The 19920-nt window shown below is 67.4% G+C and carries 21 protein-coding genes; 7 read left to right on the top strand and 14 right to left on the bottom strand.

The window, feature by feature from the left end:
* Position 1: 1 nt before the first annotated feature.
* Positions 2–3166, top strand: a complete 3165-nt coding sequence (locus tag S2M10_RS13640; RefSeq protein WP_168846537.1) for an efflux RND transporter permease subunit — start codon at positions 2–4, stop codon at positions 3164–3166.
* 247 nt (positions 3167–3413) lie between these two features.
* The gene (locus S2M10_RS13635; protein WP_168846536.1) at positions 3414–4412 is read left to right on the top strand and encodes an LLM class flavin-dependent oxidoreductase; all 999 of its coding nucleotides are present in this window, start codon (positions 3414–3416) and stop codon (positions 4410–4412) included.
* Positions 4413–4415: 3 nt separating this feature from the next.
* On the opposite strand, the gene S2M10_RS13630 is transcribed toward S2M10_RS13635, so the two are convergent.
* The 3 genes from S2M10_RS13630 to S2M10_RS13620 form a co-directional block, all read right to left on the bottom strand.
* On the bottom strand, positions 4416–5723 hold the full coding sequence (locus tag S2M10_RS13630) for an ATP-binding protein (RefSeq protein WP_168846564.1): 1308 nt from the start codon (positions 5721–5723) through the stop codon (positions 4416–4418).
* A 121-nt stretch (positions 5724–5844) separates the two neighbouring features.
* On the bottom strand, positions 5845–6513 hold the full coding sequence (locus S2M10_RS13625) for a response regulator transcription factor (protein WP_064310484.1): 669 nt from the start codon (positions 6511–6513) through the stop codon (positions 5845–5847).
* Between the two features lie 24 nt (positions 6514–6537).
* Complete coding sequence (locus S2M10_RS13620) at positions 6538–6882, bottom strand: hypothetical protein (protein WP_168846535.1); 345 nt, start codon at positions 6880–6882, stop codon at positions 6538–6540.
* Positions 6883–6999: 117 nt separating this feature from the next.
* On the opposite strand from S2M10_RS13620, the gene S2M10_RS13615 reads away from it, so the two are divergent.
* Positions 7000–8781 carry an ATP-binding cassette domain-containing protein gene (locus S2M10_RS13615; protein WP_168846534.1) on the top strand — a complete coding sequence of 594 codons (1782 nt, stop codon included), beginning with the start codon at positions 7000–7002 and terminating at the stop codon, positions 8779–8781.
* A gap of 65 nt (positions 8782–8846) precedes the next feature.
* Here S2M10_RS13615 and S2M10_RS13610 read toward each other — a convergent pair whose 3' ends face one another.
* The 5 genes from S2M10_RS13610 to S2M10_RS13590 all read right to left on the bottom strand — a co-directional run bounded on the left by S2M10_RS13610 (position 8847) and on the right by S2M10_RS13590 (position 12935).
* The gene (locus tag S2M10_RS13610; RefSeq protein ID WP_168846533.1) at positions 8847–9473 is read right to left on the bottom strand and encodes a PEPxxWA-CTERM sorting domain-containing protein; all 627 of its coding nucleotides are present in this window, start codon (positions 9471–9473) and stop codon (positions 8847–8849) included.
* Between the two features lie 387 nt (positions 9474–9860).
* A complete protein-coding gene (locus S2M10_RS13605; RefSeq protein ID WP_168846532.1) occupies positions 9861–10670 on the bottom strand; it encodes an ATP-binding protein in 810 nt (269 codons plus the stop codon).
* Between the two features lie 187 nt (positions 10671–10857).
* Entirely contained in the window at positions 10858–11730 is an 873-nt protein-coding gene (locus S2M10_RS13600; protein WP_168846531.1) for an LOG family protein, read from the bottom strand.
* 39 nt (positions 11731–11769) lie between these two features.
* Entirely contained in the window at positions 11770–12465 is a 696-nt protein-coding gene (locus S2M10_RS13595; protein ID WP_168846530.1) for an extensin family protein, read from the bottom strand.
* A gap of 68 nt (positions 12466–12533) precedes the next feature.
* The gene (locus tag S2M10_RS13590; protein ID WP_168846563.1) at positions 12534–12935 is read right to left on the bottom strand and encodes an acyl-CoA thioesterase; all 402 of its coding nucleotides are present in this window, start codon (positions 12933–12935) and stop codon (positions 12534–12536) included.
* 69 nt (positions 12936–13004) lie between these two features.
* Between S2M10_RS13590 and S2M10_RS13585 the strand changes: the two genes are divergently transcribed.
* Positions 13005–13208 carry a hypothetical protein gene (locus S2M10_RS13585; RefSeq protein ID WP_168846529.1) on the top strand — a complete coding sequence of 68 codons (204 nt, stop codon included), beginning with the start codon at positions 13005–13007 and terminating at the stop codon, positions 13206–13208.
* Here the strand turns inward: S2M10_RS13585 and S2M10_RS13580 are convergent, their stop codons facing one another.
* From S2M10_RS13580 to S2M10_RS13565, 4 genes are all read right to left on the bottom strand, one after another.
* Positions 13209–13844, bottom strand: coding sequence for a hypothetical protein (locus S2M10_RS13580; protein ID WP_168846528.1), 636 nt, complete (start codon positions 13842–13844; stop codon positions 13209–13211). It lies immediately after the preceding gene.
* A gap of 55 nt (positions 13845–13899) precedes the next feature.
* Complete coding sequence (locus S2M10_RS13575) at positions 13900–14304, bottom strand: biopolymer transporter ExbD (protein WP_168846527.1); 405 nt, start codon at positions 14302–14304, stop codon at positions 13900–13902.
* A gap of 107 nt (positions 14305–14411) precedes the next feature.
* Positions 14412–14753, bottom strand: a complete 342-nt coding sequence (locus tag S2M10_RS13570) for a DNA primase (RefSeq protein WP_168846526.1) — start codon at positions 14751–14753, stop codon at positions 14412–14414.
* 80 nt (positions 14754–14833) lie between these two features.
* The gene (locus S2M10_RS13565; RefSeq protein ID WP_168846525.1) at positions 14834–16069 is read right to left on the bottom strand and encodes a multidrug effflux MFS transporter; all 1236 of its coding nucleotides are present in this window, start codon (positions 16067–16069) and stop codon (positions 14834–14836) included.
* A gap of 104 nt (positions 16070–16173) precedes the next feature.
* Here S2M10_RS13565 and S2M10_RS13560 point away from each other — a divergent pair, with 104 nt between their 5' ends.
* From S2M10_RS13560 to S2M10_RS13550, 3 genes are all read left to right on the top strand, one after another.
* Entirely contained in the window at positions 16174–16659 is a 486-nt protein-coding gene (locus S2M10_RS13560; RefSeq protein WP_168846524.1) for a hypothetical protein, read from the top strand.
* A 99-nt stretch (positions 16660–16758) separates the two neighbouring features.
* The gene (locus tag S2M10_RS13555; RefSeq protein WP_168846523.1) at positions 16759–17709 is read left to right on the top strand and encodes an isopenicillin N synthase family oxygenase; all 951 of its coding nucleotides are present in this window, start codon (positions 16759–16761) and stop codon (positions 17707–17709) included.
* A gap of 138 nt (positions 17710–17847) precedes the next feature.
* Positions 17848–19140, top strand: a complete 1293-nt coding sequence (locus S2M10_RS13550; RefSeq protein ID WP_168846522.1) for a homoserine dehydrogenase — start codon at positions 17848–17850, stop codon at positions 19138–19140.
* 15 nt (positions 19141–19155) lie between these two features.
* Here the strand turns inward: S2M10_RS13550 and S2M10_RS13545 are convergent, their stop codons facing one another.
* Both S2M10_RS13545 and S2M10_RS13540 read right to left on the bottom strand, forming a co-directional pair.
* Positions 19156–19485, bottom strand: a complete 330-nt coding sequence (locus tag S2M10_RS13545) for a hypothetical protein (protein WP_168846521.1) — start codon at positions 19483–19485, stop codon at positions 19156–19158.
* 79 nt (positions 19486–19564) lie between these two features.
* On the bottom strand, positions 19565–19918 hold the full coding sequence (locus S2M10_RS13540) for a hypothetical protein (RefSeq protein ID WP_168846520.1): 354 nt from the start codon (positions 19916–19918) through the stop codon (positions 19565–19567).
* Positions 19919–19920: the final 2 nt, after the last annotated feature.

Raw genomic sequence — 19920 nt, 5'->3', positions numbered from 1 at the left:
GATGAGCTTTCGCAACATCTCGGCCTGGGCCATCCGCAACCCGGTCCCGCCGATCGTTCTCTTCCTGTTCCTCACCGTCGCGGGGCTGGTGAGCTTCAGCCGGATGGACGTGAACAACGATCCGGACATCGACTTCCCGATCGTGTGGATCTCGATCAGCCAGCCCGGCGCCGCGCCGAGCGAGCTGGAGACGCAGATCACCCAGAAGGTCGAGTCCGCGGTGCGCAGCCTGCAGGGTATCGACGAGATCAACTCCACCGTCTCCGAAGGCAACAGCCAGACGGTGGTGCAGCTGGCGATCGGCACCCCGATCGACCGCGCGGTGGAGGACGTGCGCAGCGCGATCCAGCAGATCCGCGGCAATCTACCCGACGGCATCCTTGAGCCGCAGGTCGGCCGCGTCGACAGCGCCAGCAGCAACGATGTCGCCAGCTTCACCGCGACCGCGACCGACATGACGGTCGAGCAGCTGTCCTGGTACATCGACAACAGCGTGTCGAAGGAGCTGCTGTCGATCAGCGGCATGGCGGCGGTGCAGCGCAACGGCGGGGTCAGCCGCGAAGTCAGCGTCGTGCTCGATCCGGTGAAACTCGCCAGCTTCGGCCTGACCGCGAGCCAGGTGAACCAGCAGCTCCGCCAGGTGAACCTCAACGCCGCGGGCGGCCGCGCGCAGATTTCCGGCTTCGAACAGTCGTTGCGCGTCGTCGGCAACGCCAAGGATGCCTATACGCTGGGCCAGACCCAGATCGCGACCGGCACCGGCGGCACCGTGCGCCTCGCCAATATCGCGACGGTGAAGGACGGCTATGCCGAGCGCCGCAACTTCGCGCGCTATGACGGGCATCCGGTGATCTCGTTCGACATCCAGCGCGCCAAGGGCGCGTCCGACGTGACGATTTTCGAGGAAGCGCAGAAGAAGCTGCAGGCGCTCGAGAAGAACAATCCCAAGGTGCGGTTCGAGCTGCTCGACAATGCGAGCAAATACGCCAAGGAACAGTTCGACACCGCGATGGAGGCGATGATCGAGGGCGCGGTGCTCGCCGTCATCGTCGTGTTCCTGTTCCTGCGCGACTGGCGGGCAACGGTGATCTCGGCGCTGGCGATCCCGCTTTCGGCGATCCCCAGCTTCTGGTTCATGGACATGATGGGCTTCACGCTCAACCAGATGACGCTGCTCGCGCTCAGCCTGGTGGCGGGCGTGCTGGTCGACGACGCGATCGTGGAGATCGAGAACATCGTCCGCCACATGCGGATGGGCAAATCCGCCTATCAGGCCTCGATCGACGCCGCCGACGAGATCGGCGTGGCGGTGCTCGCCACCACCATGTCGATCGTCGCGGTGTTCCTGCCGGTGGGCCTGATGCCCGGCATCTCGGGCCAGTTCTTCAAGAATTTCGGCCTCACCGTCGTCGCGGCGGTGCTGATGTCGCTGGCGGTGGCGCGCATGCTCACGCCGATGATCGCAGCCTATTTCCTCAAGGCGCACGGCCATGTCGAACATGGCGGCGGGCTGATGATGCGGCTGTACATCCGCCTCCTTGAATGGACGCTGATGCACCGCTGGGTGGCGATCCTCGCCTATGTTCTGTCGCTCGGCGGCACGATCGGCCTGCTCGTCACCATGCCGCAGACCTTCCAGCCGGCACAGGACCAGGACAGCGTGACCGCGACGGTCGAGATGGTGCCGGGCACCACGCTCGAGCAGACCGACCGCGTCGTCCAGCAGGTCGCGGGCATCCTGCGCGCCGAGCCGGCGGTCGAGCATACCTATGCCCGTACCCTCGTCGGCAACGGCCGGGTGACCGCCGATCTGCTCGAGAAAAAGGCGGGCCGCACCGAAACCAGCACCGAGTTCGAGAAGCGGGTGGCGCCCAAGCTGCTGGCCATCCCCGATGCGCGCGTGAATTTCCGCTCGCAGTTCGGCTGGGGCTCCTCCGGGCGCGACATGACGATCACGCTGGGCGGCGAGGATCCCGAGCTGCTCAACAAGACCGCGCTGACGCTGATGAAGCAGATGGAGGGGCTGAAGTCGCTTGTCGCACCGCGCATTTCGGGCGATCTGCAGCGGCCGGAGATCGTGATCTCGCCGCGGCTCGACCTCGCGGCCGATCTGGGCGTGACCACGGCGGCGCTGTCCAACGCGATCCGCGTCGCGACGCTAGGCGACATCGAGCAGAACAGCGCGCGATTCTCGCTGTCCGATCGCCAGATCCCGATCCGCGTCGCGCTCGACCAGGATTCGCGCACCAAGCTCGACACGCTGCAGAACATGCGGGTGCAGACCCAGAGCGGCGGTTCGGTGCCGCTTTCCTCGGTGGCCGATATCCGCTTCGCCGCGGGGCCGACCAAGGTCGAGCGGCTCAACCTCCAGCGCCGGCTGGTGGTGGGCGCCGATCTCGCGATGAACCCGGCGACGGGCAAGCCCTATGTCTCGGGCGACGTGATGAAGGAGATCCACAATCTCCCGATCATGAAGCAGCTGCCCCTGGGCGTGGCGGAGATGACGGTGGGCCAGGCCAAGTGGCAGGGCGAGATGATCCAGAACTTCATCATCGCGCTGGCCTCGGGCATCTTCCTGGTCTTCGCGGTGATGGTGCTGCTGTATCGCCGTTTCGTCTCGCCGATCGTTAACATGGGCTCGCTGCTCAACGCGCCGCTGGGCGGGCTGATCATGCTGGCCATCCTGGGGATGCCGGTGAGCCTGCCGGTCTATATCGGCATGCTGATGCTGTTCGGGATCGTCGCCAAGAACTCGATCCTGCTCGTCGACTTCGCGCTGGAGGAGATGGAGAAGGGCGTTGGCAAGATGGAGGCGATCGTCGACGCCGGCCGCAAGCGCGCCCAGCCGATCGTGATGACCACGATCGCGATGGTGGCGGGCATGGTGCCGACCGCGCTGTCGCTCAACGGCGACTCGTCGTTCCGCGCGCCGATGGGCGTGGTGGTGATCGGCGGGCTGATCGTCTCGACGCTGCTCACGCTGGTGATCGTGCCCGCGCTGTTCAGCCTGGCGGTGGGCCTCGAAGGGTGGCTGGGGCCGCGGCTGTCGCGGCGCCTGCTTACCTACAAGCCCGGCGACGACGGCAGCCGGGTGCTGGGGCCAGCGGGTGCGCCGGGCGCGATCGACCACAAGCCCGGCGACGACGGGGTGCAGCCAGCTGAGTGAGGGATTCCTCATCCTCCCCGCCGACAGGGAGAAGGCTGTCGCTTGATCGAATCTTCGTCATGCCGGCGAAAGCAGGGATCCATTGGGGTCTCCGTCACGGCGCTTGCTGACGCCGAGCGGCGAATGGATCCCGGCTTTCGCCGGGATGACGGTGGGTGGAAATGCTTGGCCAGGCAGCGAGCGCGTGGGCGACGGTAGCGGCGCCAACCCTCTGGCATCGCTGCGCCAGCATCCCCACATCCTTGCCATGACCGCATATTCCCTGCTCGATCTGGTGCCCGTCGTCCAAGGCGGCACCGTGGGCCAAGCGCTCGCCAACGCCGCCGACCTTGCCGCCCATGCCGAACGCCTCGGCTTCCGGCGCTACTGGATGGCGGAGCATCACGGCATGGAGGGCATCGCCAGCGCCGCGACCGCAGTGGTGATCGCGCATGTCGGCCACGCGACCAGCACGATCCGCATTGGCGCGGGCGGCATCATGCTGCCCAACCATTCGCCGCTGCAGGTGGCGGAGGCGTTCGGCACGCTCGACGCGCTGTTCCCCGGCCGCATCGATCTCGGCCTGGGTCGGGCGCCGGGTTCGGACCAGCGGGTCGCTGCCGCGATCCGCCGCAATTCGACCAGCGACGGCAACGAGTTCCCGCAGGACGTGATGGAGCTGCAGAGCTATTTCGCCGATGACGGCCGCACGGGCGTCCGCGCGACGCCGGGCGCGGGTGCCGATGTGAAACTCTGGATCCTCGGTTCCAGCACCTTCGGCGCCCAGCTCGCCGCCGCGCTGGGGCTGCCCTATGCCTTCGCCTCGCATTTCGCGCCGGGGCTGCTCGACGAGGCGATTGCGGTCTATCGCCGCAACTTCCGCCCGTCCGAGGCGCTCGCCAAGCCGCATGTGATGCTCGGCTTCAACGTGTTCGCCGCCGACACGGACGAGGAGGCCGAACGCCTCGCCAGCTCGCAGCAACAGGCGTTCGTCGCGATCCGCACCACCGGGCGCGGCATCCAGCTGCCGCCGCCGGTGCGCGGCTATCGCGAGAGCCTGGGCGCGCAGGGCAATGCGATGCTCGATCAGGTGCTGTCGGCCTCGGCGATCGGCGGGCCCGCCAAGGTGCGTCGTGAGATCGAAGCCTTCATCGAACGCACCCAGGCCGACGAGCTGATGCTGACCAGCGCGATGTTCGATCATCAAGCCCGCAAGCGCAGCCTGGAGATCGCGGCGGAGGCGATGCGCGCGGTCGAGCCCGCCTGAGCCTCAGCCGGCGGCGGGCAGGCGGAGGCGGACGAGCAGGCCGCCCAGGTCCTCGCTCTCTTCCAGGCTGACGGTGCCGCCATAGATCTCGGCGACGTCGCGCACGATCGCCATGCCGAGGCCGGTGCCGGGCTTTCCGGTATCGAGCCGAACGCCACGATCGAAGATCCGAATGCGATCGGCCTCGGGGATGCCCATGCCGTCGTCCTCGACCAGGATCTCGACGAACCCTGAATCGAGCCGCGCGGTGACGAACACGCTGCCGCCGCCGTATTTGGCGGCATTCTCGACGAGATTGCCGAGGATCTCGTCGAGATCCTGCCGCTCGATATGCGCGACGGAATCCTTCACCCCGTCCACGTCGATGCGGACATTGGGGTAGAGCCGCGCTACCGCACGCTCCACCGCCTCGATCGAGGGCCACACCTCGGCGCGGCTGTGCGCGCTGCCCCGCCGGCCGACCGCGCGGGCACGCGCGAGGTGATGGTCGATCTGCCGCCGCATCGTCCGCGCCTCGCGGATGACGGTGTCGGGCAGATCCTCCTGGCCGGCGGCGGCGGCGTTCATGATCACGCTGAGCGGGGTCTTGAGCGCATGGGCGAGGTTGCCGGCATGGCGCCGCGCCTCCTCCGCCTGGCGATCATTATGCTCGACCAGCGCGTTGAGCTCGTCGATCATCGGCCCGACCTCGGCCGGCATCGGCCCGCCGACGCGCTGGGTGCGCCCCGCGCGCAGGCTGGCGATCTCGCGCCGAACCTTGCGCAAGGGGCGCAGCCCATACCAGGTCTGCAGCGCCGCCATCGCCACCAGCCCCAGGCCGAGCAGCGCGAAGCTTCGCACCAGCGTGCGGCGGACGGTGGCGATCTGCGCATCGAGCACTTCGCGGCTTTCCGCCACCTGGAAGCGCCAGCGCACCGGCGATCCGGGGAGCTTGAGGTCGCGCTCGGCGATGCGCAGCTTCTGGTCGGCAAACTGGTTGCTGTCGTAGAAATGCATCTCGCGATCATTGTGGACCTGATCGACGCGCAGCTTGCGATCCCAGAGCGAGCGCGACGGAAACGGCTCGAAGCCCTGGCCGCTGATCTGCCAATAGGCGCCCGAATTGGGCTCCAGGAAACGCTGGTCTGCCAGTTCGCGGTTGAGCACCACTTCGCCGTTGGAGCCGACCTCCGCCGAGACGATCATCGACGAGACGAGATAATCCAGCTGGTCGTCGAAATTGCGGGTGATCGCGCTGGTCAGCACGCGGTCCAGCGCATAGCCGCCGCCGACGAGCAGCAGCAGGATCCAGGTGGTCGCGACCAGCAACATCCGCCGGCTGACCGAGCCGGTGACGCGCACCGGCCGATAACCGCGCGCATCGACCTCGGCGGGCGCGGGCGCGGCATCGTGTTCCTCGCCGGAGATCAGCGTCGCGTCCACCCAGCCCGCCTCAGGTGAAGCTGGCTTCGTCGAGGCTGTAGCCCAGGCCGCGGATGGTGGTGATCACGTCGGCGCCCAGTTTCTTGCGGATGCGGGTGACGAACACTTCGATCGTGTTCGAATCGCGATCGAAATCCTGGTCGTAGATATGCTCGATCAGCTCGGTGCGGCTCACCACCTTGCCCTTGTGGTGGAGCAGATAGCTGAGCAGCTTGTACTCCTGCGCGGTCAGCTTCACCGGCTCGCCCGCCTTGGTGACCTTGCCCGAGCGGGTGTCGAGGCGGATGTCGCCCGCGGTAAGCTCGGCCGAGGCATTGCCCGAGGCGCGGCGGATCAGCGCGCGCAGGCGGGCGATCAGCTCTTCGGTCTGGAACGGCTTGGCGACATAGTCGTCAGCGCCGGCATCGAGCCCCGCCACCTTGTCCGACCAGCTGTCGCGCGCGGTCAGCACCAGCACCGGCATGGTGCGGCCTTCCTTGCGCCAGCGATCGAGCACGGTCAGTCCGTCGATCTCGGGCAGGCCGAGGTCGAGGATGATCGCGTCGTACTGCTCGGTCGAGCCGAGGAAATGGCCTTCCTCGCCATCGGTCGCGAGGTCGACGGCATAGCCCGCGCCCTCGAGCGCGGTGCGCAGCTGGATCCCGAGATTGGGTTCGTCCTCGACGATCAGAAGTCGCATTCGCTGTCCCGTCCTTTTCTAGTGTCAGCTGCCCATGCGCCGGAGGATCTGGCCGGTATGGCCGTCCACCTCCACCCAGATCACCGATCCATTGCGCAGGAACTTGAGCGTGTAAACGTCGTGCTCGGGATCATAGTCGAACCCGAGATATTGCGCGCCCGGCATGCGGGGGATCACCCGCCGCTCGATCTCGCGCGCGGGCAGATTCTGGCCGCGAAGCCGCCGCTCGCGCGCCGCACGCTGGCCGTCATCCTGCTCCGCGCCGATCGGGCGCGAGACGACCGGGCTCGTGAGCGCGAGGCTCGCAAGACACGCGATCAGAACGGGTTTGACCAACATCGGCATCGGAATGGCATAGGGTCCGGGCATTGAATAGCCCCTGAACATGCCCGTCAGCCATGGTTCGGCAATTGTGGCATTGGTGCATCGCCGCCCCCCATGCCTGGCCGCTTGCGGGGAGGCCCGCCGCCTCCTAGGTGCTGCACCATGGCTGCTCCGGTGCTTTCCTATGAAGGGCTGGGTCTCGTTCAGGGATCCGGCTGGCTTTTCCGCAATCTCGACCTGCATATCGGCGAGCGCGATCGGCTCGCGCTGATCGGCCGCAACGGTGCGGGCAAGACGACATTGCTCAAGCTGATCGCCGGCGCGATCGACAGCGACGAGGGCCGCCGCACGATCGTGCCCGGTACCCGCGTGATCCTGCTGGAGCAGGAACCGCGCATGGCCGGCTGCACCACGCTGATGGACTATGTCCTCTCCGGCGACGACGCGCCCGCCCAGCACGAGGCCGAGGCGATCGCCGACCAGCTCGGCATCGATCTCAGCCGCGAAGCCGCCACCGCCTCGGGCGGCGAGCGCCGCCGCGCCGCGATCGCCCGCGCGCTGGCGCAGGATCCCGACGTGCTGCTGCTCGACGAGCCGACCAACCATCTCGATCTCGGCGCGATCGAATGGCTGGAAGACTGGCTGACGCGCTACAAGGGCGCCTTCGTCGTCATCAGCCACGATCGTACCTTCCTTACGCGCCTGACCCGCCAGACGCTGTGGCTCGATCGCGGTTCCATCCGCCGCGCCGAGATCGGCTTTGGCGGGTTCGAGGCGTGGACCGAGCAGGTCTATGCCGAGGAGGAGCGCAACGCCCAGCGGCTCGACGCCAAGCTCAAGATCGAGGAGCATTGGCTCCAGCGCGGCGTCACCGGCCGGCGCCGGCGCAACCAGGGCCGCTTGTCCAAGCTCAAGGAAATGCGCGCCGAACGCGCCGCGATGACCGGCCCGCAGGGCACCGCCGCGCTCGCCACCGCCGCGGACGGCAACCAGACCAAGGTGGTGATCGACGCCAAGCACGTCACCAAGCGCTTCGGCGAGCGGACGATCATCAAGGACCTGACCTTCCGCGTCACCAAGGGCGACCGGATCGGCATCGTCGGATCGAACGGCGCGGGCAAGTCGACCTTGCTCAAGATGCTGACCGGCGAGCTGGAGCCCGACGAGGGCACGGTCAAGCTCTCGCAGACGCTGGACGCGATCATCATCGACCAGCAGCGCAGCCTGATGGCGCCCGACAAGCGCGTCCGCGACGTGCTGGCCGACGGCGGCGACTGGATCGACGTGCAGGGCGCGCGCAAGCACGTCCATGGCTATCTCAAGGAATTCCTGTTCGATCCCAGCATCGCCGAGGCGCGGATCGGCACGCTGTCGGGCGGCGAGCGCTCGCGCCTGCTGCTCGCGCGCGAATTCGCCCGGCCGTCCAACCTGCTGGTGCTCGACGAGCCGACCAACGATCTCGACCTCGAGACGCTCGACCTGCTGCAGGAAGTGATCGCCGATTATGCCGGCACGGTGCTGATCGTCAGCCACGATCGCGACTTTCTCGACCGCACGGTGACGGTGACGCTCGGGCTCGACGGCAGCGGCATGGTGGACGTGGTGGTCGGCGGCTATGCCGATTGGGAAGCCAAGCGGCGTCCGCGGAACGAGGCGAAGAAGGCGAGCAAGCCGGTTGCTGCGCCCGCGCCCGAGGCACCCAAGGCGCGCACCAAGCTCAGCTACAAGGACCAGCGCGATTACGAGCTGCTGCCCAAGCGGATCGAGGAGATCGACCAGACGATCGCGCGCGACGAGGCGGCGCTGGCCGATCCGGCGCTCTACACCAAGGACCCGGCCAAGTTCGCCAAGCTGAGCGAGGGCATCGCCAGGCTGCGCGACGAGAAGGACGCGGCCGAGCTGCGCTGGCTGGAGCTGGCGGAGATGGTGGAAGGGTTGGCCTGAACCTTGAAACGACGAGCCCCGCCGGATCGCTCCGGCGGGGCTCGCGCATCCAGGGAGCGGGACGCTTAGTTGGTGCTGTAGCGAACCCGTACCGAGCGCCGCGCAGCGCGCAGCATGCCGCCCATCATCCCGAAGCCGGCAATCATCAGCGCCCAGCTGGCCGGTTCCGGCACGGGCGAAAGCGCCGTCGCCGAGAAGCTGGTCAGCCCGCTACCCTGGGTCGTCAGGGTGAAACGGCCGGCGGTGTCGTCGAATCCGGTTGCGCGGAAGGTGCCGGAGGCGATCACCTTCAGGCTGCCGCCGCTGCCGTCGTTCGAGTAGGTCACCGAGTTGATCGACCCCAGATCGAAGAAGATCGTGGAGCCGACATCAAAGAACGACGCGATCGGGCCTGTCGCAAAGGTCGGCAGATCCTTGATCGTTCCGCAGGGACCCGCACAGGCGATGCCCGCGAAGACTCCCGTGCTGCCCAGCGCTGCGAAGATCGTGCCGGGCGTGCCGCCGTCGTTGGCATTCGACGGCAACGACAGGAAGTTGTAAAAATCGAGACCGGTCGCGGTCTCCATGGTCGTCGAGCCGATCGGTCGAACGAAGCCGATCAGATTGATCTGGCCTATGATCGGCGCGGCATGGGCAGGTACCGCAGCGCTGAGCAGCGCTGCCGCGGCGGCAAGTCTCGTGGTCGTACGCATGGACGCACCCTTTCCCTTTTAAAACATCCGTTTCGGCGACTCGAAGTGGCTAGTTCTGTTAACGACAGATTAACCCCATGAGATCCCTCAACAATAATGTTCTCACATGCGAAGACATGAACATATTGAATTGTGCGGTACGGTGCGATCGGATGCACAAGGGGATTGCGGCCGGGACATCGGGAGGTTCGACGCGTTCCAGCGGCAGCAATTTGCGCTGGACAAAGGGCGACTCATCTCACCGAATGAGCCCGCTATGCCGCGTCCGTCACGCGAGCGAAACGTTGCTGCATGTGCGCGCAGATTCGCGGCCGGCCTGCTGCGTTGATCGAGTTGTTCCAATCTGGCACAGAAAGATGTTCGGGTGCGATATTAGACGTTCCGGCCCTAGAGGCGCTTTCCGTGGCGTCCGGCAAGTTCGACCACATATTGCCACGCCACCCGGCCGGACCGGCTGCCTCGCTGCGTAGCCCATTGAACGGCGTCTGCCGGCTCGAACACGAGTCCGTACGCCTCGGCATAGCCGCGAACGATCGCGACATAGGTGTCCTGATCGACGACATGAAAGCCGAGGGACAGACCAAAACGATCGGCGAGCGCGAGGTCGTCGTCGATCGTATCGCGCGGGTTGATCGCGCTGGCCTGCGCCTCGATGTCGCGCGGGAGAAGGTGCCGGCGGTTGGAGGTGACCAGCAGACGGGAGTTAGCTGGGCGCGCCTCGGCGCCCCCTTCGAGCAGCGAGCGTAGCGCGCGGGCATCGGCTGCGGCGTCGAAGCCGAGATCGTCGAGGAAGATCGCGAACGGCCGATCGGTGTCGGCGAGCAGCGCGAACAGATCCGGCAGCGTGTCGAGATGCGTCGTCGCCGCCTCGACCAGCGCGAGCCGCCCGCCCTGCGCCTGCACCTCGGCGACCGCGCCCTTGACCAGCGCCGACTTGCCGGTGCCGCGCGCGCCCCACAGCAGCACATCCTGCGCGGCGTGACCGGCGGACAGTCGCTCCAGATTGGCGAGCAGCGCTGCCCGCTGCTTCTCCACTCCCTGGAGGAGCGCGAGCGGGGTGGGGGCAAAGGCGCGGGCCGGAACGATCGCGCGCCCGCGCCAGACATAGGCGGGATAGGCGGTCAGATCGGCGGGCGGCGCGGGGGGCGGCGCCAGCCGTTCGAGCGCCTCGGCGATACGGATCAGCGGATCGGTCATGCCGAGGGGCTATAGCGCAACGTGCGGCAGGTGCGAGCCTATCGATCCTCCCCTGCAAGGGAGGCGGCGCGCGCAGCGCGGCGGAGGGGTGTCGACCCTGGTGGAGCATCCCGCCATCACGACCGAAACACTCCTCCACCACCGCCTCCGGCGGCGGTCCCCCTCCCCCTCCGGGGGAGGATCGGGATCAGCCCGCCGTTTCCTTGTTCCGCCAGAAGTCCTGGACGATTTCCCAGCCTTCCTCGGCGGTTTCGCAGAAGCGGAACAGGTTCAGGTCACGCGGCGAGATCACGCCCTCGTCGCACAGCGCCTCGAAGTTGACGACGCGGTTCCAGAATTCCTTGCCGTAGAACAGCACCGGGATCGGATCGACCTTGCCGGTCTGGATCAGGGTCAGCAGCTCGAAGCTTTCGTCGAAGGTGCCGAAGCCGCCCGGGAACACCGCCACGGCGCGCGCGTGGAGCAGGAAGTGCATCTTGCGCAGCGCGAAATAGTGGAACTGCATGCTCAGCCCGGGCGTGACGTAGGGGTTGGGCGCCTGTTCGTGCGGCAGCACGATGTTGAGCCCGATCGTCTCCGCGCCGACGTCCCGCGCGCCGCGGTTCGCCGCTTCCATGATCGAAGGCCCGCCGCCCGAGGTGACCACAAAGTGGCGCTTGCCCGCGGTGTCGACGGGGAAGTTGCTCGCCAGCCGCCCCAACTCGCGGGCGACGTCATAATATTTGGACTTGGCGACCAGGCTCTCGGCGATGCGCTTCTGCTGCTCGGTCTCGGCGAGCGCCAGCACCGCCTCGGCCTTGGCCGGCTCGGGGATGCGCGCCGAGCCGTAGATCACGAAGGTGGAGGCGATGTTCGCCTCGTCGAGCAGCAGCTGCGGCTTGAGCAGCTCGAGCTGAAAACGCACCGGCCGCAGGTCCTCGCGCAGCAGGAAGTCCATGTCCTGGAAGGCGAGCCGGTAGGCGGGATGCTCGGTCTGCGGGGTGCCGGTGGCGGTGTTGGCGGCTTCGGCCTCCTGCTGGGCAGGGCGGAAGACGCGCGACGGGACTCTCGTATCGCTCATTGCCGGCGGATTAGGCGCATCCGGTCCGCTTGGAAAGCCTCAGGCGCAGAACGGGCCGCGCCCCATATCGAGGTGGAAATGGTCGCGATGGACGTAATTGTAGTTCGGGCTCAACACGGTAGCGAAGCGCCTGCACGCCGACGCATGGATCGTCTCGAGGAATTTCCGGATGGCAGGATCCTGGTTTTGCCAGTCCTTCAGGATGGTGATTCGGCGCCCGTCCCGCAGCACGAAACCGGACACGTCGACCGCATTGGCGCGACCATGCTCGGAGAGCTTGGTGGAGGATTGCGCGCTGCCGACGATCGCCCGGCAGACATAGGTGCCGAAGGTGTCCACCCGCACCAGGTCGCTGCCCAGGATCTGCCGCGCGGCCGGGGCTACGGCGTACTGCACCCAGCCGGTAAAGGCGCGGGCGAGTGGGCAGCGCATGCTTTTGATGCCGCCGACCGGCACGCCGATGTCGATCAGCTGCACCCCGCCCTCGACGATGCAGCCCCCGCCATAGTCGCGATCCGGCAGCGCATTGAACCGCACCCCCGCGCGGGAGAGATCGGTGAAACATTGCTGGGTGTCGCGCGGCGTCGGCCGGTTGAGCGTGATCGGCGGGCTGCCGCGCGGGCGGACAGGGGCGGGGGCCGAGCGTTTGTCGCCGTCGCCGCTGCCAAAGATGCAGGCCGAAAGCAGCAGGGGCAGGGCCAGCACCGCCAGCGGGAACACACGCGAGAACGCCATGGTGAGACATTCTACGCGAGTTCTACCGAGACGCGAACCACGGTTCGTCGTGCAGGCGACTCGCTTTGTCAGCGCGTCGCCTCGATGAAGCGGTCGCCGAGCGCGGCGGGGACACGAAGCAGCCGCCCGGTGGCGCGGTCGAGCAGCGCCCAGGTGGTCACCGCCTCCACCCGCACCTTGCCGTCTTCTCCGAGGAAACGGACGTGGCGGTTGAAGCGGGCGCCGCGCGGCGGCTCGGGCACCCAGGTCTCGCCGGTCACCGTCTCGCCGACATGGACATTGCCGCGATAGTCGATCTCGTGTCGGGTGATCACCCAGACATAGGCGGCCTGCTCCTCGGGCGTGGCGAGGCTGTCCCAGTGCGCGACCGCGATGTCCTGGATCCACGCCACCCAGACGGCATTGTTGACGTGCCCCAATATGTCGATGTCGGCAGTGGTGGCGGTGATCGGTCGGGAGAAGCGGGGCATCACGAATCCTTCGGCGGTAACCATGGAGCGTAGCGCGCCGTTCAGTTCAAGGGGAGCAAGGTCGGCGCCATGCTGCCGAGACGGCCCTCTTCTCTGTTCCGCAGCCGCTGGGCGGCGCTGCTCTGGGCAGCGGGGGTGCTGTGGACGGCAGTGACCGTGGCAGGCGCCGGCGCGTCGCAGGGCCCTTCGCCGCCGATCGAGAACGCAGCCGACGCGCTCGGGCAGCCGATCGACAAGGAGGATCTGGCGCTGCTCCGCAACTTGACAGGCTGATTATTGGGCGGGCTTGCCCGGATCGTCCTGAAACTTGATCGCGCGGATGTGCCAGGCACGCTGCTCGGCGGTCGCACCATCGATGTCACCGGCACGGTGCAGCGTGACCTCGCCGAGCTGGTAAAAGGGCTTGCCGGTGGCTTTCATACGCCCATAGACCTGCACCGGCACGGTGACGTAGCGCTGGCCGGCACCCGCCTCGATCTGGCCCGGCGCGCCGATATTGGCGTGGTACTCCGTATAGGGAGCGAACCGCGCGGCGAACGCCTTGGCATCGCCGCCGGACGCCTTGCCGCCGTCGCTCCACAGTGCCCAGGCCTCGTCGGTGCGGCCGCTTTCGATCAGCGCATAATAGGTCTGGACGACGTTGGCAGCGCCCTGCGCGCTTTCGGGCGCGAACTTGGCCTCGCTGATCGGAGTGCGGTCGTCGGGCAGTCCGCCCGGCTGGCCCGGGGCGGGCGGGTTGAGCGGCTCGAGCGGCGCATCGCTCGTCGCCTGCTCGGCGGCGGCCGGCGCGGTCTGGTTGACCTCCGCGTTGGCCGCGTTGTCGGCCGCCGGGGGCAAACCAGAGGAACAGGCGGCGAGCGAACAGGCGGCGAGCGAACAGGCGACGAGCAGGGCTGGGGTCAGACGCATCCGGGTCTCTTCCAAAACAAGAACTTGCGAACGAGCCACCGGATGCGCCGGTTCCTCACTCGACCAGCGGCTGATTGCCGACAAAGCCCAGCTTGGCGATGTTGGCCCGCTTGATCGCGGCGAGGATCGTGTCGAACCGCTCGTAGCGCGTCTCGGGATCCGTCTGGAGCTGGAGCACGGCCGCATCGGCGCGCAGCGCGGCAAGCTTGGCCGGCAGGGCGGAATCGGCGAGGCGGGTGCCGTCCCAGAACAGCGCGCCGTCGCGATCGATCGCCAGGCGGTGGGTCGCGTCGTCGGTGGCGGATGCAGGGCCCTGCGGCAGGTCGACGGGCACCTTGTGGGACATGATCGGCATGCTGAGGATCATGACGATCAGCAGCACGAGCATCACGTCGATGAACGGCGTCACGTTTATCGCGCCGATCGGCATCGGTTCGGCGGCGGGTACCAACTTGCGCATGACCTCTCCTCCTTTGTTGCTACAGTATATCGTAACACCTGGGGGCCGCGATGCAAGCGTGGCCCGGGTGCGTTCGACGCGAACGCCGCGCGCACCCGGGCGTCGTGTCAGGGGCGCAGCGCCACGTCGTCGGGGTCGTCGAGTTCTTCGTCCAGATCGTCTTCGTCGACATCCTCGTCGTCGAAGTCGTCCTGGATGTCGTCCTCGTCGAGATCGTCCTCGTCCTCCTCGGCGTCGTCGTCTTCCTCGCCGATTTCGTCGTCGGTCATCGACAGGTCGTCGAGATCGTCGTCGTCGTCCTCGTTGCCGCCCAGATCCGGGTTCAGATCCGTCAGCAGCGCGCCGTCATCGGGGCCGTCGCCCGTCACCTCGAGAATTTCGGCGCGCTGGCTCTCGTCATAGCCTTCCGCGTCATAGCCGTCGTCGCCGGGACTCTGAATGCCGCTCATCGCCAAACCTCATTGCTGGCCCGGCGGGGATCGCCGGGATTCGGAAAGCGCAACGGCGCGGGCCCCGGCTGCGTTCCGACTCAGCTCGGGCGGAACATCCGTCCGCGTTCCGTCACCGCTACTACCACGAGCGAGAGCCCACCCATCAGCAGAAAACCACTATACAGCGGGATAGTGGTGCCGTCGAAGGCCTGGCCGATGGCAGCGCCGATCAGCGCCCCGGCCAGCGTCGTCACGAAGCCCTGCAGGCTGGAAGCGGTGCCGGCAATCGCGCCCATCCGCTCCATCGCCATTGCGGAGAAGTTGGAGGTAGCGAGGCCGAAGCACGCCATCATCAGCGCCTGCAGCACGGCGAAACTCCACAGCGTTTCCATGTCCAGCACGGTGATGGCGAGGTGCACGCCCGCGAGAAGGGTCAGCAAGGTGAGCGCGGTGTGCGAGATGACCCGGGTGCCCAGCCGCATCACGATGCGGGAATTGAGGAAGGAGCCGACCGCCATCGTGCTCGCCACGCCGGCAAACACCACGGTCAGCAGGTCCGGCCGGTGGAACACGTCGGCCATCACCTGCTGCACCGATCCGATAAAGCCGAACAGCGCGCCGGAGAGCAGGCCCGTGGCGATCGTGTAGCCCACCGCCGCGCGGTCGCGCAGCATCAGGCCGTAATCCGCGACGATCCGCGCCGGGTGGAGCGACTGGCGCGCGTCGGTGCCGAGTGTCTCCGGCATGCGCAGCGCGAACCAGAGCAGCACCAGGCCTGCGATCGCGCCGATTCCCCAGAAGATCGTCCGCCACGATCCGCCGGCGGACAGGATGATCTGGCCCACCGCGGGGGCGAAGATCGGGGCGGCCATGAAGACGATGAACACCAGGCTCATCACGCGCGCCATGGCGCGCCCGGCATAGCAATCGCGCACCAGCGCCACCGTCACCACCCGCGCGCCCGCCGCCGCGGTGCCCATGGCAAGGCGGGCGAGCAGCAGCAGCACGAAGCTGCCGGAGATGGCCGCGATCGCGCAGGTGACCACATAACAGGCCAGCGCGACGATCAGCACCGGACGGCGGCCGAACCGGTCCGACAGCGGGCCATAGGCGAGCTGTGCGACGGCAAAGCCGATCAGGAAGGCGGTGATCACGAACTGGCGGTGGTTGGCCGAATCGACGCCCAGGCTGGCCCCGATTGCGGGCAGGGCGGGGAGCATCGAATCGATGCCAAGCGCGGTCAGCGCCATCAATGCGGCGGCGAGCGGCACGAACTCGCCGAAGCGCAGCGGGGCCTTGCCGGCGGAGGCGGTGCTCAGATGCGGGGCGTTCATGCCTGCGCCATGGCCCAACCCTGTTGCTGCGTCACCCCTTTTCCGGTTGACGCGGATAGCCGCGCAACAACATTGCGGTGCGAAACCGCCGCAGGAGTATCCCGATGAATCGCCGCCTTGTTCCTCTCTTGCTGCCGTTCGCGCTCGTCGCCTGCCACGGCAGCGCCAACATCGATTTCGACGGCAACGATATCGACGGCAACAGCGTGATCTCCACCGACGCCAACGGCCGCATCCAGATCAAGACGCCGGGCATCCAGGGATCGATCACCTTGCCCAAGATGCCGCTGGACGCGAAGAATTTCGACATAGACGGGGTGACGCTCTACCCCGGATCGACGCTCAAGAACCTCAAGGTCAACGACAAGGGTAGCGACAAGGAGGGCGAGGTGATCGTCGAGTTCGAGAGCCCGGCCGCGCCTACCGTGGTGCGCGACTGGTTTCGCGACAACATGACGAAACAGGGCTTCAAGGTGACGACCAAGGACGATAACCTGATCGGCACCACCGATGACGGCCAGCCCTTCGCGCTCCAGCTCAGCGCGGTGGGCGATGGCAAGACCAAGGGGCTGATGCAGGTCGGCCGCTGAGCGGGTACGGACCAGCGCCGCGGCCACTCGGAATGTCCCCAGTCTTGTGGGGCCGTTCGTGGCGAGGCTAACCACGCGTTTTTGCGTTCGGAGACTGTGATGTTGGATACCCTCACCGAAATTCCGGTGCTTTCGCTCGACGCGCAGGCCGGCGATCCGGAGGGCTTTGCCCAGGCGTTCGGCCAGTCCTTCCAGCGTTTCGGCTTTGCGGTGGTGCGCGATCACGGCGTGCCTCCGGAACTGATCGAGCGGGCGTGGCGCCTCACCAAGGCGTTCTTCGACCTGCCGGAGGAAGAAAAGCGCGCGCACTTCATCCCGGGCGGCGGCGGTGCGCGCGGCTATACCCCGTTCAAGACCGAGATCGCCAAGGGGGCGAGCCATGTCGATCTGAAGGAGTTCTGGCATATCGGCCGCGAGCTGGCCCCCGGCCACCGCTTCGCCGATGTAATGGCGTCGAACATTTGGCCGAGCCAGCCCGAAGGCTTTCGCGAGACCTTTCTCGAGCTGTTCGCGGCGTTGGACACCGCGGGCGACAAGCTGCTCTCGGCGGTCGCGCGCTATCTCGGTCTGGCGCCCGACTGGTTCGACACCGCGGTGAAGGACGGCAACTCGGTGCTGCGCCTGCTCCACTATCCGCCGGTGGCGGCCGACGCGCCGGAGGTTCGCGCCGGCGCGCACGAGGATATCAACCTGATCACCCTACTCCTCGGTGCCGAGGAAGCCGGGCTCGAGCTGCTCGACCGTGACGGCAAGTGGCTGGCGGTAAAGCCGCCCGAAGGCGCGATGGTGATCAATGTCGGCGACATGCTGCAGCGCCTGACCAACCATGTGCTGCCCTCGACCACGCACCGCGTCGTCAACCCGCCGGCCGAGCGCCGCGGCCATTCGCGCTATTCGATGCCGTTCTTCCTGCATCCCGCACCCGACTTCCTGATCAAGACGCTGCCCGGCTGTATCAGCGCAGACGCCCCCAACCGCTATCCGGAGCCGATCACCGCGCACGATTATCTGCACGAGCGGCTGGTGGAGATCGGCCTTATCAAGAAATAAACAGCGTGTTGCGACGCCCGCTCGCGACAAAATCTGTCTTTCCTTCCGGGAAGGGAAGGGGCTAGGGACCGACAGGCGGCGGCGGGGCGACAAGCGCCCGGCCGCCGCCTTGTCTTATGGATTCAAGAGGAACGAGGAATGGCGGAAGCGTTGCGCGTGGCACTGGCGGGGCTGGGAACCGTAGGCGGTGGCGTGATTCGCCTGCTCGACGCCAATGCCGAGCTGATCAGCCGCCGCGCCGGCCGTCCGATCGAAGTGGTCGCGGTCTCCGCCCGCGATCGCAGCAAGGATCGCGGCATCGATCTTTCGCGCTTCGACTGGGTGGATGATCCCGTGGCGCTCGCCCGGCATGGCGAAGCCGATGTGGTGGTGGAACTCGTCGGCGGCTCGGACGGCCCCGCATTGGCGCTTGCCCGCGCGGCGCTGGGGGCGGGCAAAAGCTTCGTCACCGCCAACAAGGCGATGATCGCGCATCATGGCCTGGAACTCGCGCAGGCAGCCGAAGGCGCGCAGGTCGCGCTCAAGTTCGAAGCGGCGGTGGCGGGCGGCGTGCCGGTGATCAAGGGGCTGCGCGAAGGTGCTGCGGCAAACGCTATCTTGCGCGTCTACGGCATCCTCAACGGCACCTGCAATTTCATCCTGTCGAAGATGGAGGCCGAGGGCCGCGACTTCGCCGAGATCCTCGCCGAGGCGCAGGCGCTGGGCTATGCGGAGGCGGACCCGACCTTCGACATCGACGGCATCGACGCGGCGCACAAGCTCTCGATCCTCGCCAGCCTCGCCTTCGGCACGCAGCCGGCGTTCGCCGACCTGAAGGCGAGCGGCATCCGCCACATCCTGGCCGCCGACATCGCCGAGGCGGCGACGCTGGGTTACCGCGTACGGCTGCTCGGCATCGCGGATGCGGGCGCGCACGGGCTGTTCCAGCGCGTCCACGCGCATCTCGTGCCGCTCGGGCACCCGCTGGCGCATGTCACGGGATCGACCAACGCAGTGGTGGCCGAGGGAAATTTCGTCGGTCGCCTGCTGTTCCAAGGCGCAGGCGCGGGCGACGGCCCGACCGCCAGCGCGGTGGTGGCAGACCTGATCGACATCGCCCGTGGCGAATTCGGCCCGCCTTATGCGATGCCGGCGACGGCGCTGGTCGCCCAGCCTGCGGCGGACAGCGGCGAGCGGCGCGGTCGCTCCTATGTGCGCTTCACCGTGGCCGACCGCGTCGGCGTGCTGGCGGAAATCGCCGCGGCGATGCGCGATGCGGGCGTCTCGATCGAAAGCCTGATCCAGCGCGGCGTGAGCCCCGATGGCAGCGCCCTCGTCGCCATCGTCACCCATGAGGCGCCGGAGCGGAGCATCGCCCAGGCGCTGGAAAAGCTGCGGGGCTCGCAGAGCCTTACCGGCGAGCCGATGTGGATGCACATTCTCGACGCGTGAGCGCCGGCGGCGGGGTCAGTAGCTCAGCCGGAGCAGCCGGCGGCCGCTTCCCGGGCACACCGGCATGCCGGTGCGGTTGCAACTCGGGCCCTGCGCGGCCCGGAGCATCTCCAGCCTGCGATCGATCAGCGGCTCGCTCGCGCCGGTCAGTCGGAATCGGCTTCGTGCGTTGCGCGTGCCGCAGTCGCGTTCGACGTCGCAGGCGCTGATCAGCGGAGAGAGATCGCCGGTGGGCCGTGCCGAGCGCTTGAGCGTGGCGCGCGTCACGCGCGGACGTGCCGTCTCCGCGGCGCTCACGGCGCCGGCCAGGCTAGCGCTCTGGAGCGCCAGTGCGATCAACAACATATGCCCTCCTGTCGTGTCCCGCGGAAGCAACGCGTCGATATGCGGCTGGTTGCGCAGCCATGCAGGCCTTTCATCGCGCTCATGGAGCAAGCTCCCGCTGCTGCAGTTTCACCTCGCCGTCCAAGCCCATCGTCGCGGTGATGCCAACCTTGCCGCATTTGACGGTAAACGCGCCCTTGCCGCAGGGAGTGATCCCCTGCTGCACGGGGTCACCAATCAACCGGTTGAGCCGGGCGGCATCAGAGTCCCGCCCGAGGTTCGGCGCGACGAACGGAACCCGGTAGCGATCGGCGTCGCGGCGGGAACATACGATGATCTCGCTCGGATCCGTCGAGGCGCGGCACGGAATCTCCGCCTGGGTGCGCGTACGATAGTCCGCCAGCACGGTGGCAACCGCACTTTGTTGAGCCATCAGGAGCATCGCCAGCAACATGG

The sequence above is a fragment of the Sphingomonas sp. S2M10 genome (genome assembly GCF_012650175.1).
GTDB lineage: Bacteria > Pseudomonadota > Alphaproteobacteria > Sphingomonadales > Sphingomonadaceae > Sphingomonas.
The sequence above is the reverse complement of the archived record's forward strand: the minus strand, read 5'-3'. Positions and strand labels throughout refer to the sequence as shown.

Excerpts from the sequence above, each read along its gene's own strand:
- S2M10_RS13570 (WP_168846526.1), bottom strand. The coding sequence starts at position 14,753 with ATGAGCGGCATTCAGAGTCCCGGCGACGACGGCTATGACGCGGAAGGC.
- S2M10_RS13550 (WP_168846522.1), top strand. The coding sequence starts at position 17,848 with ATGGCGGAAGCGTTGCGCGTGGCACTGGCGGGGCTGGGAACCGTAGGC.
- S2M10_RS13545 (WP_168846521.1), bottom strand. The coding sequence starts at position 19,485 with ATGTTGTTGATCGCACTGGCGCTCCAGAGCGCTAGCCTGGCCGGCGCC.
- S2M10_RS13615 (WP_168846534.1), top strand. The coding sequence starts at position 7,000 with ATGGCTGCTCCGGTGCTTTCCTATGAAGGGCTGGGTCTCGTTCAGGGA.
- S2M10_RS13625 (WP_064310484.1), bottom strand. The coding sequence starts at position 6,513 with ATGCGACTTCTGATCGTCGAGGACGAACCCAATCTCGGGATCCAGCTG.
- S2M10_RS13590 (WP_168846563.1), bottom strand. The coding sequence starts at position 12,935 with ATGCCCCGCTTCTCCCGACCGATCACCGCCACCACTGCCGACATCGAC.
- S2M10_RS13630 (WP_168846564.1), bottom strand. The coding sequence starts at position 5,723 with ATGTTGCTGGTCGCGACCACCTGGATCCTGCTGCTGCTCGTCGGCGGC.
- S2M10_RS13595 (WP_168846530.1), bottom strand. The coding sequence starts at position 12,465 with ATGGCGTTCTCGCGTGTGTTCCCGCTGGCGGTGCTGGCCCTGCCCCTG.
- S2M10_RS13640 (WP_168846537.1), top strand. The coding sequence starts at position 2 with ATGAGCTTTCGCAACATCTCGGCCTGGGCCATCCGCAACCCGGTCCCG.
- S2M10_RS13635 (WP_168846536.1), top strand. The coding sequence starts at position 3,414 with ATGACCGCATATTCCCTGCTCGATCTGGTGCCCGTCGTCCAAGGCGGC.
- S2M10_RS13565 (WP_168846525.1), bottom strand. The coding sequence starts at position 16,069 with ATGAACGCCCCGCATCTGAGCACCGCCTCCGCCGGCAAGGCCCCGCTG.
- S2M10_RS13605 (WP_168846532.1), bottom strand. The coding sequence starts at position 10,670 with ATGACCGATCCGCTGATCCGTATCGCCGAGGCGCTCGAACGGCTGGCG.
- S2M10_RS13585 (WP_168846529.1), top strand. The coding sequence starts at position 13,005 with ATGCTGCCGAGACGGCCCTCTTCTCTGTTCCGCAGCCGCTGGGCGGCG.
- S2M10_RS13610 (WP_168846533.1), bottom strand. The coding sequence starts at position 9,473 with ATGCGTACGACCACGAGACTTGCCGCCGCGGCAGCGCTGCTCAGCGCT.
- S2M10_RS13575 (WP_168846527.1), bottom strand. The coding sequence starts at position 14,304 with ATGCGCAAGTTGGTACCCGCCGCCGAACCGATGCCGATCGGCGCGATA.
- S2M10_RS13555 (WP_168846523.1), top strand. The coding sequence starts at position 16,759 with ATGTTGGATACCCTCACCGAAATTCCGGTGCTTTCGCTCGACGCGCAG.
- S2M10_RS13540 (WP_168846520.1), bottom strand. The coding sequence starts at position 19,918 with ATGTTGCTGGCGATGCTCCTGATGGCTCAACAAAGTGCGGTTGCCACC.
- S2M10_RS13580 (WP_168846528.1), bottom strand. The coding sequence starts at position 13,844 with ATGCGTCTGACCCCAGCCCTGCTCGTCGCCTGTTCGCTCGCCGCCTGT.
- S2M10_RS13560 (WP_168846524.1), top strand. The coding sequence starts at position 16,174 with ATGAATCGCCGCCTTGTTCCTCTCTTGCTGCCGTTCGCGCTCGTCGCC.
- S2M10_RS13600 (WP_168846531.1), bottom strand. The coding sequence starts at position 11,730 with ATGAGCGATACGAGAGTCCCGTCGCGCGTCTTCCGCCCTGCCCAGCAG.
- S2M10_RS13620 (WP_168846535.1), bottom strand. The coding sequence starts at position 6,882 with ATGCCCGGACCCTATGCCATTCCGATGCCGATGTTGGTCAAACCCGTT.